The sequence below is a fragment of the Micromonospora sp. D93 genome, from assembly GCF_018070365.1.
Taxonomy (GTDB): domain Bacteria; phylum Actinomycetota; class Actinomycetes; order Mycobacteriales; family Micromonosporaceae; genus Micromonospora; species Micromonospora ureilytica.
The window spans coordinates 1-13,120 of record NZ_JAGPXW010000007.1; the positions used below are offsets into that span (position 1 = coordinate 1).

Annotated in this window: 12 protein-coding genes; 2 read left to right on the top strand and 10 right to left on the bottom strand. The window is 71.5% G+C overall.

Annotated elements, in window-relative coordinates; all coding sequences use genetic code 11:
• Positions 1 to 189: 189 nt before the first annotated feature.
• The 7 genes from KBX71_RS10820 to KBX71_RS10850 form a co-directional block, all read right to left on the bottom strand.
• Positions 190 to 654 (bottom strand): hypothetical protein, encoded by a 465-nt coding sequence (locus tag KBX71_RS10820; protein ID WP_124821484.1) that lies wholly within the window; start codon positions 652 to 654, stop codon positions 190 to 192.
• A 28-nt stretch (positions 655 to 682) separates the two neighbouring features.
• A complete protein-coding gene (locus KBX71_RS10825) occupies positions 683 to 2,635 on the bottom strand; it encodes a VWA domain-containing protein (RefSeq protein WP_210817825.1) in 1,953 nt (650 codons plus the stop codon).
• Between the two features lie 2 nt (positions 2,636 to 2,637).
• Positions 2,638 to 4,098, bottom strand: a complete 1,461-nt coding sequence (locus KBX71_RS10830) for a sigma 54-interacting transcriptional regulator (protein WP_210817826.1) — start codon at positions 4,096 to 4,098, stop codon at positions 2,638 to 2,640.
• Positions 4,099 to 4,154: 56 nt separating this feature from the next.
• The gene (locus KBX71_RS10835) at positions 4,155 to 5,231 is read right to left on the bottom strand and encodes a hypothetical protein (protein WP_210817827.1); all 1,077 of its coding nucleotides are present in this window, start codon (positions 5,229 to 5,231) and stop codon (positions 4,155 to 4,157) included.
• A gap of 76 nt (positions 5,232 to 5,307) precedes the next feature.
• Positions 5,308 to 5,958, bottom strand: a complete 651-nt coding sequence (locus tag KBX71_RS10840) for a response regulator transcription factor (protein WP_210817828.1) — start codon at positions 5,956 to 5,958, stop codon at positions 5,308 to 5,310.
• Positions 5,955 to 7,199 carry a sensor histidine kinase gene (locus KBX71_RS34405; RefSeq protein WP_210817829.1) on the bottom strand — a complete coding sequence of 415 codons (1,245 nt, stop codon included), beginning with the start codon at positions 7,197 to 7,199 and terminating at the stop codon, positions 5,955 to 5,957. Before KBX71_RS34405 ends, KBX71_RS10840 begins: the two co-directional genes overlap by 4 nt.
• Positions 7,200 to 7,254: 55 nt before the next feature.
• The gene (locus KBX71_RS10850) at positions 7,255 to 7,752 is read right to left on the bottom strand and encodes a hemerythrin domain-containing protein (RefSeq protein WP_030331463.1); all 498 of its coding nucleotides are present in this window, start codon (positions 7,750 to 7,752) and stop codon (positions 7,255 to 7,257) included.
• 113 nt (positions 7,753 to 7,865) lie between these two features.
• On the opposite strand from KBX71_RS10850, the gene mgrA reads away from it, so the two are divergent.
• Positions 7,866 to 8,861, top strand: a complete 996-nt coding sequence (gene mgrA, locus KBX71_RS10855) for an L-glyceraldehyde 3-phosphate reductase (RefSeq protein ID WP_091393918.1) — start codon at positions 7,866 to 7,868, stop codon at positions 8,859 to 8,861.
• 27 nt (positions 8,862 to 8,888) lie between these two features.
• Here the strand turns inward: mgrA and KBX71_RS10860 are convergent, their stop codons facing one another.
• Positions 8,889 to 9,815 carry a lytic polysaccharide monooxygenase gene (locus KBX71_RS10860; RefSeq protein WP_210817830.1) on the bottom strand — a complete coding sequence of 309 codons (927 nt, stop codon included), beginning with the start codon at positions 9,813 to 9,815 and terminating at the stop codon, positions 8,889 to 8,891.
• 124 nt (positions 9,816 to 9,939) lie between these two features.
• Between KBX71_RS10860 and KBX71_RS10865 the strand changes: the two genes are divergently transcribed.
• Positions 9,940 to 10,062: a 50S ribosomal protein L36 gene (locus tag KBX71_RS10865; protein ID WP_030490864.1), complete on the top strand. Its 123-nt coding sequence runs from the start codon at positions 9,940 to 9,942 to the stop codon at positions 10,060 to 10,062.
• A 78-nt stretch (positions 10,063 to 10,140) separates the two neighbouring features.
• Here the strand turns inward: KBX71_RS10865 and KBX71_RS10870 are convergent, their stop codons facing one another.
• A complete protein-coding gene (locus KBX71_RS10870) occupies positions 10,141 to 11,532 on the bottom strand; it encodes a class I adenylate-forming enzyme family protein (protein WP_210817831.1) in 1,392 nt (463 codons plus the stop codon).
• On the bottom strand, positions 11,522 to 13,060 hold the full coding sequence (locus KBX71_RS10875) for an NAD(P)-binding domain-containing protein (RefSeq protein WP_210817832.1): 1,539 nt from the start codon (positions 13,058 to 13,060) through the stop codon (positions 11,522 to 11,524). The genes KBX71_RS10870 and KBX71_RS10875 overlap by 11 nt, the downstream gene beginning before the upstream one ends.
• Between the last annotated feature and the right edge of the window lie 60 nt (positions 13,061 to 13,120).

The window sequence follows — 13,120 nt, forward strand, 5'->3', positions numbered from 1 at the left end:
CGCTTACTGCTGTTGACTTGCCCTCTTATGCCACGATTGTCGGGACAGAAAGTGCAAGATCGGCGGCGGGCTTGGGGCGGGGTGGGCAGCACTGCTGTGAGCGTGATGTCTGTGGGTCATCGTGATGACTCACAGACATCACGCTCAATTGGGCAAGACCTGCGGCGCTGACCGGCCGATCGACGTCGCTCAGGACCGGAGGACATGCAGCTGGGACTGATGCTTCGGCAGGTGCACCCGCATGTGCAGGTCCAGGGTGCGGGACCAGGGCAGCGGCTCGTCGACGATGAGGTCGAAGCCCTCGCGTAGGTGCGTCGCGACAGGGGTCTCGGCCGCCAGGCCGAGCTGGTCGACCAGCCCGCACAGCCGATCGCTGGTGCCGTGCAGCAGCGCGGTCAGGCCACGCAGACCACCCTGCTCGGCGGCGAGCGCGTCGAGCTGCGGACGGTGCATGTCCTCTTCCAACTCGTAGTAGGCGAACGGCGACCCGGCCAGCAGCGCCTCGGTGGCCTGGATCATCAGCTCGTCGTTGGCGACCAGGTGCGCGACGATCTGCTCGGCGCTGAGCTGCCCCTCCGGAGCCGGACCGAACCCGCCGGCGTCGACCTCCGCGAACAGGGCACCGTAGGCCCGCCGCAATCCCCCGCTCTCCATCCCCCCAGTCAACCCGCCCCAACGGGAGTTAGCGGCGGGATTGGCGGGAGCGGAGGTAGTCGCTGACCACGTACTCGCCCAGGTCGTCGGTGTCCGGGGTGAACATGCGGCCCCGGCTGCGGCGGGCCACCGCGTCCACGAAGCGCCGCAGACCCGGGTCGTCGCCGAGCATGAACAGGTTGAGCGTGGCACCGTAGCGGCTCAGCCGGTCCACCTCGCGGACCGTCGCCTCGATCGTCTCCGGCAGCGGCGGCCAGTGGAACAGCGCCTCCCCGTCGTCCGGGTCCAGGTGGGCGGTCGGCTCGCCGTCGGTGACCACCAGCACGATCGGCTCGGCGTCCGGGTGTCGGCGCAGGTGCCGGCCCGCCAACCGCAGCGCGTGCTGGAGGTTGGTGCCCTGCTCCATGTCCGGCTCCACGGCCGCCAACTCCTGCTGGGTGAGCGTCATCGCCTCCCGGCCGAAGCCCACGATCTGCAGGGCGTCCTGCGGGAAGCGCGTCTCCATCAGGTGTGCCAGCGCCAGCGCCGTCTGCTTCATCGGCCCCCAACGACCCTGCGAGATCATCGAGTACGACAGGTCGACGCAGAGCACCACCGCGGCCGAGGCCCGTTTCTCGGTCTCCACCACCTCGAAGTCGTCCACCGCGAGCTGCACGGGAACCGTCGGCCCGGCCCGACTGACCGCCCGGGTCAACGTCCGGACCACGTCCAACGGTTGCTCATCGCCGTACTGCCAGGGCCTGGAAGCGCCGCTGACCTCGCCCGCCGCACCGGCCGAGCGGAGGTCGTGCTGGCCGCGCGGCCCGGCCGTCAGATCGGCGAAGACCCGCCGCAGCGCGGTCCCACCGAGCCGGCGCAGCGCCTTCGGGCTCAGCGTGAGCCCCTCCGCGTCCCGGCTCACCCAACCCTGGCGGCGCAGCTCCCGCTCCAGATCGCGCAGTCGGCGTACGTCGTCGGCCGCGTCCCGGCCCAGCGTGCGCGCCACCGCGTCGACGTCCACGTCGTCGAGGGTCGCCCCCGGGTGTTCCTGGTCGAGCTGGTCCAGCAGGTCGTCCAGCTCGCCGATCTCACCCAACGCGCCGGCCGCGTCGGCGTAGTCCAGCGGCTGGTCGCCGCGGACCCGCTCGCCCCGCCCCCAACGCAGATCGGGTCGCAGCGCCCGCAGGTTCGCGTCGAGCGCGGACATCTCGCCCGCGAGGCGGTCGCCGAGCGACTGCTGCATGAGGCCGGCCAGCTCGGCGCGTTGCCGGTCGGAGAGCGAGTTCATCAGCCGCTCACCGGCCGCCGCTCGGCGGGCCAGCACGTCGATCAACTCGTCGACGGTCTCCGGCTTCTCCGGGAAGAAGTCGCCGTGTCGGCGCATGAACTCGGCGAACGCGTCGGTGGTGTCCTCCGCGCGACCGTGCCGGGCCAGCAGGTCGTTCAGGTCGCCCATCATCTCGGCGAGCCGCTGCTGGGCGGCCGGGTCGGCGGAGGCGCGCACCGCGTCGCGCAGTCCGGCGAAGCGCTGACCGAGCACGTCGTCGCGGAGTTGGTCGAGGATCTGCTGGTACGAACGGCGGGCGTCGTCGCTGGCCCACTGGTAGCCGGACAGCTCCTCCACCGCCCGTGCGGTCGAGCGGGGCAGATTGTCCAGCACCGACTCGGCGAACCGCGCGGCGTCGTCGTCGCGACCCCGCAGCTGGTCCCGCTCGGCGGCGAGGGCCTGGTCGAGGAGGGCCTGGGCCCTGGTCACGGCGCCGTCCAGGTCACCCCTGCGCATCGCCTCCCGGCGCAGCCGCCGGGCCCGGGCGGCCAGGTCGTCCAGGCCACCCCGTCCCTGCGGGCCACGGCGCAACAGGTCGCGCAGCGCCTCCCGCAGGCTGCCGCCGGCCAGCACCTCGGCACCGACCGCGTCCACCGCCTCGCGCACGTCGTACGGGGGTGCGAGCGGGTCGGGCCCGCCGTTCCACTGCCCGTAACGGAACCGGTTGCCGGCCACTGTCAGCCCCGGCCGCCGTAGACGGTGCGCCCCGAGTCGGTGACGTCCTTGCCGAGCCGGCGGGTCAGGTGCAGCCCCTCCAGCACGAACTCGACGGCGGCGGCAGCCTCCTCCGAGGTCGGCGCGTCGCCCAGGTCGAGCCGGTCCAGGACCTTCGCCAACCCGGGTACGGTGCCGACCTGGCGCAGCAACTCGGTGGCGCTGACCAACTCGCCGGTCTCGATCGCGGCGCCGTCCTCGACCAGGGCGGTGAACCCGGACAGGTCCAGCCCGGCGAGATGGGCTCGGAACGTCTCGGCGGTCGCGGTGCGCAGCAGATGCGCGAGGATCTCGGTCTCCCGGCCCTCCTCGCCGCTCTCGAACTCGACCTTGCCGCGCAGTGTGCTGGTCACCGACACCGCGTCACCGACGCGGGCAACGGCGGCCTCGGGGCGCCCCTCCGGGGTGTCCGAGGCGGCGAGCAGGCCGGCGCGACGCAGCGCGGCACCGGCGACCGTTTCGGCGGCGGCGATGGCGAAGCGGGCGGAGACACCGGAGCGCGGGTCCACCGACGGCGACTCCCGGACGGCGCGGGCGAAGCGGGCCAGCACCTCCAGCACGTGCTCCGGCACCTCGGCGACCAGGTCGGCCTCCTGGCGGATCAGCGCCAGCTCCAACTCCAGGTCGACCGGGTAGTGGGTACGGATCTCCGCGCCGAACCGGTCCTTGAGGGGGGTGATGATCCGGCCCCGGTTGGTGTAGTCCTCCGGGTTGGCGCTGGCCACCAGGAGCAGGTCCAGCGGCAGGCGCAGCTGGTAGCCGCGAACCTGGATGTCCCGCTCCTCCAGCACGTTCAGCAGCGCCACCTGGATGCGTTCGGCCAGGTCGGGCAGCTCGTTGACGGCGAAGATGCCCCGGTTGGTGCGGGGCACCAACCCGAAGTGAATGGTTTCCGGGTCGCCGAGGGTACGACCCTGGGCGATGCGGATCGGGTCGACGTCACCGATCAGGTCGCCGACGCTGGTGTCCGGGGTGGCCAACTTCTCGGCGTACCGCATCGAGCGGTGCAGCCAGCCGATCGGCAGATCGTCGCCGGCCTCGGCGACCTGGGCGCGGGACGCCGGGGTGAGCGGGTGCATCGGGTGCTCGTTGAGCACCGAGCCGGGCAGAACCGGGGTCCACTCGTCGAGCAACGCGCCCAGCGAGCGGATCAGCCGGGTCTTGCCCTGGCCTCGCTCGCCGAGCAGCACCATGTCGTGGCCGGCGAGCAGGGCCCGCTCGACCTCGGGCAGCACGCTGTCGTCGTAGCCGACGATGCCGGGGAAACGGGTTTCGCCGGAGCGCATCCGGGCGAGGAGGTTGTCGCGGAGTTCCTGCTTGACGGTGCGGTACTGGTGACCGGCCGCCCGTAGCGCGCCGAGCGTGCCGGGCAGGTCGGCCGGTGGAACCGGGATTACCGGGGTAGGCGCAGTCACCCGACCCACGCTAGCTCACATTCGCGGGGGCGCCCCGGGCATCGGGGGCACCCCCGCTCCCACCCTCAGCCCCGGTCGCAACGCCGGCAGGTGCCGCGGCGGCGCAGGTGGTACGTGTAGGTGGCCACGCCGAGCGCCACGCCCCACAGCGGCCAGAGCAGCATCGGCGCCCCGGTCAGGCTGAACCCGCCGGTCAGCTCCCAGAACTTCGGATTGCTGAGCAGCCCCAGCGAGGCGGCGGTCACGGAGATGGCGACCAGGGTGGCCGGCACCACGGCCAGCTTCACCGGCACCCGACGGCCGGCGAGCCCGAGCATCCAGCCCGGGAACCTTTCGCCCCAGCGCTGCACCAGGCCGAGGGTGAGGATCGCGCCGACGGTGGCGAAGGCGGCCAGCCCGAACCCGGCCCAGACCAGCCCGTTGTCCTGCATCTCGGTCAGGAACTCGCGGGAGATGCCGAGCGGGATGCCGGCCGCCCAGGCGAACCGGGTCACCGCGTACGTCAATGGGATGGCCGCGGCGATGCCGGCGGCCCACCGGCCCCAGTGGGTGGCGGCGGCCCGGGTGGTCCACCCCTGGGCGGTGTCGGCGCGGCCGCAGCCGACGCAGGCCCCAGCGGTGCGGCGCTGCCAGACGAGCACCGCCCCAGCCACCAGCAGCCCGCCGGCCAGCGCCGCGAACCGGCCGAACAGCGCCCAGTTGAAGACGTCGGAGTAGTCGATCGGCGGCCAGCCGAACGGCGCCCCGACGATCAGTATCGGCAGGTAGCCGAGAATGACCAGCACTCGGACATCCGGCACGACCAGGACGAGCACGAAGGCGACCGCCCAGCCGTAGCCGGCGAGCAGCGCCCGCAGCGGGCCAGGTGGGCGCGCCGCCGGGCGGCTCATGGCCAGGGCGGCCACCGCGGCGGTGAGCAGCACGCCGGCGAAGAGCGGCGTGGCCACCTCTACCGGCACCAGGCGCAGCAGGCTGACGTCGCCGCCGTGGGGGTCGTTCGGGCCGAACGGGTAGCCGGCGCCGGTGAGCGTGCTGATCAGGGCGAGTACGCCCCACAGGCCCAGCCAACCGGCGGCCAGTGGGGCGAGCCGGTCCGGCCAGCGGGAGTCGGCACGGGGTGGGGAGGCAGTGATCGTTGTCATGCTCTCAGCCTCGACGGACAGCCGCCGGATTCCCTCCCGGCCGGCGGTGAACCCGCTCCCCCGGTGGAGGGACCGATCAGCCGGACGGGGTGACGAAGCCGGACTCGTAGGCGGCGATGACCGCTTGCGTACGATCGCGGACGCCCAGCTTGGCCAGCACGTTGCCGACGTGCGTCTTGACGGTCTCCACCCCGACCACCAGGTGCGCGGCGATCTCCGGGTTGGACCGGCCGGTGGTCATCAACCGCAGCACCTCGGCCTCCCGTTCGGTGAGCCGGGCACCACCCAACCGGTCGCCGCCCGCCGGCCCGTACGCCCCGACCAGCTGGCGGATCGCGGCCGGGAAGAGCAGCGACTCACCCGCCGCGACCACCCGGACCGCCTCCACCACCTCGGCGGGCCGGGCCCGTTTGAGCAGGAACCCGGAGGCGCCGGCGCGCAGCGCCTCGTAGACGTACTCGTCGTTGGCGAACGTGGTGACCACCAGCACCCGGGGCGGGTCGGCGGAGGTGGCCAGCAGGTGCCGGGTGGCCTGGATGCCGTCGATGCCGGGCATCCGCACGTCCATCAGCACCACGTCGGGCCGGTGCCGGGCGACCAGCGGCGGCACCTCGGCCCCGTCGGCGGCTTCGGCGAGCACGCGCAGGTCGGGTTGGGCGTCGATGATGGCCCGCAGCCCGATCCGGATCAGCTCGTCGTCGTCGACGATGAGCACGCCGGTGGTCATCGCGTCTCCTCGTAGGGCAGGCGGGCCCGGATCAGCCACCGGTCGCCGTCCGGGCCGACGGTGAGCCGGCCGCCGAGCAGCAGCACCCGCTCCCGCATGCCGTCCAGACCTCGACCGCCCCGTCCCAGCCGGGTCCGGTCCCTGTGGTTCACGGTGTTGACCAGCTCCAACTCCAGCGCGTCGCGGTGCAGGTCCAGGCGTACCGTCACCGGCCCGTGGCCGTGCCGGGCGGCGTTGGTCAGTCCTTCCTGGACGATCCGGTAGCCCTCCCGGGAGACCACAGCGGGCACCCGTGCCGGGTCGCCGGCGCGATGCGCGTGCACGGCCAGGCCGGCCGCGCGGGCGTCGGTGACCAACCGGTCCAGGTCGGCGAGGGTACGCTGCGGCGCCACCACGGGCCTGTCGCGTCCGTTCTCCCGGAGCAGCCCGAGCACGTGGTCGAGGTCGTCCATCGCGTTGCGCCCGACGTCCTCGATGGCGGTGAGCGCCCGCCGGACGAACTCCGGGTCGGTGTCGAGGACCTCGCGGGCGGCCCCGGCCTGGAGGGTGGCCACTGTCAGCGCGTGACCGACCGAGTCGTGCAACTCCCGGGCCAGCCGGTTGCGTTCGGCGAGCCGGGTGGCGCGCGCTTCGAGGGCGGCGATCCGTTCCGCCTGGGCCGGGCCGAGCAGCACCGGCGCCATGGACCCGGCGAGCGCGCCGAGCCCGGCGACGGCGTAGCCGAGGCCCACCAGCAGGAGCACCCCGGTCACTGTCAGCCATCCGCTGTCCTGCCCGTCCAGTGGCCCGAACTGTTCCCGGCTGGTCAGCTCGGCGCCGATGCCGAACTGCTGGGCGATGAACGCCAGCGCCATCGGTAGGGCGCTGAACAGCGCGAGCATCACCAGCGCGCCGACGATGAGGTGGGTGGCGATCCAGAGCGCGCTGCGCAGCCGGGTCTCCCGGTCGCCGTGGTGGCCGGGCGCGGGGTCGGGCAGGTCGACACCGAGCAGGGCCCGGACGGCGGCGATCTCCAGAGCCCGGCTGCCGTCCAGCAGCAACGGGACGACGGCGATCAACACCGCGATGACCAGCAGGACGTAGGTCAGTGGGCGCGGGATCGCCGAGTCGGCGAGCAGTTGGGCGAAGGTCACCGCGAGGAGCACGTACGGCAGCGCCAGCACGCCGCCGAGCAGCAGGAACACGCCGCGTCGCCAGGTGGTGCCGGCGACCAACGGGGCCAGCGCCGCTCGGAGGGTCACCTCGCCATTCTGCTGCCGGGACCGGTCCCGGCGACTCCCCCGCGTCGGGGAGATGTCAGCGGTGGTCGGCGACGTACTGCTGCGGGTCCTTGTCGCGGAACGGGAGGTTGCGACCGTTCTTGTGTTCGCCGTAGAAGGTCAGCCAGCGTTGGCCCAGCTCGGCGCGGAGTTCGGTGCTGGCGTGCCGGCGGAAGTCGGGCAGCGCCTCGTCCTCCTCCTCGGCCAGGTGCTCGCTGTTCTCCCGGCGGGCCGTGCCGACCGCCTCCCACCACTGATCCGAGCCGACCGGGTGCAGCTTCGCCTCGGCGATGGCGTCGCGGATCTTGTTGTGGTCGCCGATCGCGTCGGCGGTCTCGTCCTCGCCGTCGTCGCCGTGCTTGACCAGGTGCGGGTAGAGGATCGCCTCCTCGGCCTCGGCGTGGATGTCCAGGTGCAGGGCGAGGGCGTCCCAGATGGCGAGCATCTCCTGCTCGTCGCGGGCGTCGTCGAGGCGGGCGAAGCCACGCCGGAAGGCGGCGTGGTCGTCCAGGATCAGCGCGGTGATGTCGTCCACTGTGCTCACTTTCCCGTTGGCCGGCGAACCGGGCACGCGGCATTGAGTCGAAACTACCCCGATGTCCCGGTTTCCACGCCCGATCCCCGCTAGGCTGGGCCGGAGCTAGGCTCATGATCGTGACCTACCTCGCCGCGGATGACCGCTACGACACCATGACCTACCGGCGCAGCGGACGCAGTGGCCTGCGGCTGCCCGCCGTCTCGCTCGGCCTGTGGCACAACTTCGGCCCGGACCGCCCCTTCGAACGGCAGCGCGACATCGTGCGCCGCGCCTTCGACCTGGGTGTCACCCACTTCGACCTGGCCAACAACTACGGTCCGCCGCCCGGTTCGGCGGAGGAGAACTTCGGCCGGATGCTCGCCACCGACCTGAAGCCGTACCGGGACGAGCTGGTCATCTCCAGCAAGGCCGGGTACCTGATGTGGCCCGGCCCGTACGGCGAGTGGGGCTCGCGTAAGAACCTGATCTCGTCGCTGGACCAGTCGCTGGGCCGGATGGGGCTGGACTACGTCGACATCTTCTACTCGCACCGGTTCGACCCGGACACCCCGCTCGAGGAGACGATGGGGGCGCTCGACGCCATCGTCCGCTCCGGCAAGGCCCTCTACGTCGGCATCTCGAACTACAACTCGGAGCAGACCACGAGGGCCGCCGCGATCCTGCGTGAGCTGGGTACGCCGCTGCTGATCAACCAGCCGTCATACTCGATGCTCAACCGCTGGACCGAGTCCGACGGCCTGCTCGACACGCTGGAGCAGGTCGGCGCGGGCTGCATCGCGTACAGCCCGTTGGCGCAGGGCCTGCTGACCGACCGCTACCTGGGTGGCATCCCGGCCGACTCGCGGGTTCGCACAAGCGTCTTCCTCAACGAGAGCGACCTCAGCGAGGAGAAGATGGCAACGATCCGTGGCCTCGGCGCTGTCGCCGAGCGGCGTGGCCAGTCGCTGGCACAACTCGCGTTGGCCTGGGCGCTGCGTGACCCGCGGATGACCAGCCTCATCATCGGCGCGAGCAGCGTCGAGCAGTTGGAGACGAACATCGCCGCCCTGGACAACCTCGACTTCACGGCCGACGAGTTGGCCGAGATCGAGCGCCATCTCGGCTGAACACCTCCGGGTCCCGGGCGGGTCGGGTCACCAGATCCGGCGCCGCCCGGCCCGGTGGTTGCGGACCTCGCACTGCCGGCCCACAGGCGCGGCGGCGCTGCGGCGTCGCCGTCCGGCACCGATCAGCAGCGCCAGGACCAGCACGGCGGCGGCACCGGCCAGCACCGGCCACCGGCCGCTGAGGTCGGTCACCGACGCCACCGGCACGCCGGGATCGGCCGCCGCGGCCACCGCCGACCCGGTGGCGGCCGGCGCACTCGCGGCGGTACGCGGCGCGCTCTTCGTCGCGGCGGCCTTCGACGGGGTGGCCTTCGACGGGGTGGCGCCGGCCTTGGCACCACCGAACACCACGTCCGAGCAGGAGTAGTAGGTGTCCGGGGTGTTGGAGTTCTGCCAGATCGTGTAGATCAGGTGTCGGCCGCTGCGGCCCGCCGGCAGCCGACCCGCCAACTGGTACGCCCCGGCGCGCACGGGCGGGTCGGTCCGGGTCAGGAACGGACGGGACTCCAGATCCGCCCAGGTCAGCTTCTTGCGCGGGTCGTAGTCGGGGGTGGTCACGTAGAGCCGGAAGGTGCCCCGGTGCTCGATGGTGGTCCGGTACCGGAAGGTGAACTTCGCGCCGGTGGTCAGCTCGGTGCTCGGCCAGTCGGTGCGGGGCAGGTCCAGTCCTCGGTACGCCGACAGCCCGCCGCTGCACAGTTCACCGTCCGGGATCCGTTCCCGGTCTCGCCCGTTGATCGCGGCGACGCGTACGTTGTCCCATTCGCGGACGGCGGCGCCCGCTTCGACAGCGGCTCGGCAGGCGGCGGTGGCCGCGTACCGGCCCTCGGGTCCGCAGGCCGCTGCGCGACTGACCGGGTCGGTCGGGGCGCCGTGCGCGGCGGCGGGCGTGGCGGCCAGCGGCACTGTCGCGGCAGCGACCAGCACCGTGGCGAGGAGCCGGCGTACGGGCATGAGGATGACCTCCGCCCAGTGGTACGGCTGAGAGGCGGCAAAGGTTCGACGCTGAGCGGCCGGGAATCCTGCGGGTGGGTGTGGCGTTTCGATACTCGGAACCGCTGAGACCGAGGAGGCAGACATGAAGGTACGTAGCTCGTTGCGTGCGCTGAAGCAGAAGCCGGGTTCGGTGGTGGTCCGCCGTCGTGGCCGGGTGGTCGTGGTCAACCGCGCCAACCCGCAGTGGAAGAGCCGCCAGGGCTGACCCCCGCCCCTACCGGACATACAGTCAACAAACGCCCTGACCGGGTCTTCCGGTCAGGGCGTTTGGCATGTGTGCCCGTCACATCTCGTCATCGGGTCGTGGGAGTTGGCTCTTGTCCGGTTTTCCGCTGGGCCCGAGCGGGACTCGGTCGATGACCGTGACGGTTCGTGGCACCGCGAGGTCGTTCACCTGTGCGGCCACGAGCGCACGCAGCACGTCCGGATCGGGTGTTCTCCCGGCCACCGGCACCACGTAGGCGTGCACGGCCTCGCCGGTCATCTCGTCCGGACCCCCGACGACGTACGCCTCGGCGACCGCGGCATCGGCGGCGAGCGCCCGCTCCACCGGCCCGGCGTGGATCATCTGCGCGTTGACGATGATCACGTCCCGCGCCCGGCCGAGCAGCCGCAGGTATCCGTCGGCGTCCAGCTCCCCCAGGTCACGGGTACGCACCCAGCCGTCCACGAACACCTCGGCCGACTCGTCCGGATCCTGCCAGTACGAGGATGCCTGCGTGGGTGCGCGGACATAGATCTCCCCGTCGCGAACGGAGACGTCCACGGCCGGACGACCGACAGTGGCGAGCGTGGCCGTGTCGGTAAGCATCTCTGCGGGCGTCACCATGGAGATCATCGACGTTTCGGTCTGCCCGTATCCGTGGAAGAGCACCGGGCCCAGCACGTCGAGCGCCTCCGCCAGCCGGCCCGGCGCGAGTGGCGACCCGGAGACCATCAGCGCCCGCAGATGCCGCAGGTCCACCGGGTTGGCGCGCTGGTCCCGGATCAACTGGTGCAGCTTGCCGACGGTGGTCACGCTCGCCGTGGCCCGGTGTTCGACAAGGGCATCCGGGAAGACCGGGCGGGGCGCCACGACCAGGGTGCCGCCCGCCGCGAGGGCGAGGATGCCGTACTCCAGCATCACCTGACTGGCCAGCGAGCCGAAGACCAGGTAGCGCTGCATCCGGGTGGCCAGTTCGGCGATGGCCGGGGGCCAACGGTCCGGGTACGGGACCCAGGCCGCCGACATCGCCGCATAGGTCTGCACCACACCCTTCGGCGTCCCCGTACTGCCACTGGTCCAGGTGATCCGCGCGGGATCCTCGGCCCGTCCGGCCGCGACGAGGGGCAGCCCGTCGTCGGGGTGCTCGGCGAGCGCGGCCAGTTGAGCCGAGTCGACGACGAGGGAGCCGGACAGCTGTGCCGGGCTCAGGTCGGCACGCCACCCGGACACCCGGGCCCCGACGGCGAAGGCGGCAATCGTGGCGGCGAAGGCGGGGGCGGTGACCGGCAGGTCGAGCGTGACGCCCACTCCGGGCCCCGCGCCGGACGAGCGCAGCCCGGCCATGATGCGCCGGATCAGACCCGCCATCACCGAAGCGGTAGTGACGATCGGCCCGTCCTCGAAGACCGGCCGGTCCCCGCCGGCTGCCAGGAGGTCGAGGACGGGCTGCGGCCAGACGTCAGCGGGCATCGGCGAGGACGCCCTTGACGAAGACCTCGAGAGGCTGCCGGTGCACTGTCGGCAGGTCCCACTGATTTTCCAGGTTCTCCGCCAGGTGGTGCGCGGCGACGACCTGCCCGTCGCGCAGCACCCGGACGACGGGGTGGAGATAGCTGGCGTCGTGCGCGGCGGTCGCGTCGTTCTCGGCCGGGCGCGACACGGTGATGTCGAACGGGTCCACCTGGTCGTGGTCGGGGCCGTACTCCAGGGTGACCAGGAACGCGAACACGTCCGGCTCCGCGTCCCGCAGATAGGCGACCGGCACCTCCTCGCGGTAGCGGGCGGCGTCGCCCTCGACGGTGACGACATCGCCGAGCACCGAGAACTGCTGCCACAGTGCGGAACTCACGTTGACCCGGGCGATTATCGAATCGGCGATCGCCTCGGGCGTCGGGGGAATCTGCCGGGACGGCCAGGGCTGCCCGTGGTGCCGCTCGCGGAGGATGTGGTGCAGTGCGCGGGCGGCATAGCGGAAGCCGTGGATGAAGCCGTTCGTGGACTTCTTGAAATCACGCTGCTGGCTGAGGGTGCCGGCGAAGTAGAGACCTGGGACGTTCACCGACTCGAAGGCCGGCGTCTGCGCCGGGAACCGATCATTGATGACCAGCTCCGGTCGGGCCGACTCGGCGAAGATGGACGCGTCGAAGCGGAATCCGGTGCAGAGTATGACCCGGTCGTACTCAAGCTCGCGCAGATTCTCGACCGTCCGGGCGTACCGGAAAAGCACCCGGAATCCGCCGCCCTCCCGCTGGCTGATCTGCTCCACCGTGCCATCCAGAACGGCGTTCTGTGACTTCAGCTGATAGGTGTCCAGGAAGTTGTTGTTCACCGCGCGCAGGTGCCCGACGTAATGGGTCTGCCAGGCCAGCCTGATGGAGTGCGGCCCGGCGACGTGAATCGTGGCGGCGGTCTCGACGAGCGCGTCCGCGGTCTCGAAGGCCGAGTTGCCCTTACCGATGATCAACACCCGCTGATTGACGAAATCGGTGGGGTCCACGCTGACGGTGTCGTAGCGCTCGGCCAGGTCCGCGCCCTCGATCGGCGGCTGGTAGAGCTGGGAGACGCCGGTGGCGACGACGACTCTCCGGGCCGTCCAGCTGTGGTCGCCGGCCCGCACTGTGAACACGTCGTCGGTCTTCGACACCGAGGTCACGCGGGTGTCGTAAACGACGTTCAGACCCCGCGCGAAGTCGGCGAGATAACGCACGAGATCCTCGGCGGCGGGGAAATAGCGCGTGCTGTAGTACTTGAAGAGCATCCCCGGATCGTCGGTCAGCAACGAGTTCCAGTCCGACCGTAGATTGAACTCCGGATCGGTCGACCCGGTCCACACCTTGTTGATCGAGATCAGCTGGCGATGCCGAGGATAGGTCTCGAAGAATGTGCCCGCCCGTGGGCCGCCCTCCAGCACCACGTAGTCGTGACCGTCGCGCTCGAGCAGGGTCGCGAGCTGCAGGCCTGCCGGCCCGGCTCCAATGATCAGGCAATCGTGCGTCATGCGCCGCAATTTACTGAGGCAATTTCAGAGCGCTCTGAGAAATTGCCTCTAGCATCCGCT

What these genes read in the sequence shown, in the direction of transcription:
- KBX71_RS10875 (WP_210817832.1), bottom strand. Translation starts at nt 13,060, where the DNA reads ATGACGCACGATTGCCTGATCATTGGAGCCGGGCCGGCAGGCCTGCAG.
- KBX71_RS10870 (WP_210817831.1), bottom strand. Translation starts at nt 11,532, where the DNA reads ATGCCCGCTGACGTCTGGCCGCAGCCCGTCCTCGACCTCCTGGCAGCC.
- KBX71_RS10820 (WP_124821484.1), bottom strand. Translation starts at nt 654, where the DNA reads ATGGAGAGCGGGGGATTGCGGCGGGCCTACGGTGCCCTGTTCGCGGAG.
- KBX71_RS10840 (WP_210817828.1), bottom strand. Translation starts at nt 5,958, where the DNA reads ATGACCACCGGCGTGCTCATCGTCGACGACGACGAGCTGATCCGGATC.
- KBX71_RS10835 (WP_210817827.1), bottom strand. Translation starts at nt 5,231, where the DNA reads ATGACAACGATCACTGCCTCCCCACCCCGTGCCGACTCCCGCTGGCCG.
- KBX71_RS10860 (WP_210817830.1), bottom strand. Translation starts at nt 9,815, where the DNA reads ATGCCCGTACGCCGGCTCCTCGCCACGGTGCTGGTCGCTGCCGCGACA.
- mgrA (WP_091393918.1), top strand. Translation starts at nt 7,866, where the DNA reads ATGATCGTGACCTACCTCGCCGCGGATGACCGCTACGACACCATGACC.
- KBX71_RS10865 (WP_030490864.1), top strand. Translation starts at nt 9,940, where the DNA reads ATGAAGGTACGTAGCTCGTTGCGTGCGCTGAAGCAGAAGCCGGGTTCG.